1 pseudogene is annotated in these 273 nt (G+C 67.8%); it reads left to right on the top strand.

The window, feature by feature from the left end:
- Positions 1 to 250: pseudogene (locus AOK08_RS47990) on the top strand (1-acyl-sn-glycerol-3-phosphate acyltransferase); the annotation flags it as partial.
- Positions 251 to 273: the final 23 nt, after the last annotated feature.

Consider the following 273-nt stretch of genomic DNA (forward strand, 5'->3'; position numbering starts at 1 on the left):
GCGCCCCGGCATCCGCATAGGCAAGCCGCTCGACTTCAGCCGGTACCAGGGCATGGAACACGACCGCTTCGTGCTCCGGGCCGTGACCGACGAGGTCATGTACGAAATCATGAAGCTCTCCGGCCAGGAGTACGTCGACATCTACGCGTCGGCCGCCAAGCGCCAGATCGCGGAAGCGGCGAAGGCGGAGAAGCAGGCGGAGCGGCAGGCGCAGAAGGCCCTGGAGAAGGAACGGCCGGGCACCAAGTAGCGGAGCGGTACCAGCGGGGGCGG

This window comes from Streptomyces graminilatus (assembly GCF_001418565.1).
In the GTDB taxonomy this organism is placed as follows: Bacteria; Actinomycetota; Actinomycetes; order Streptomycetales; family Streptomycetaceae; genus Streptomyces; species Streptomyces graminilatus.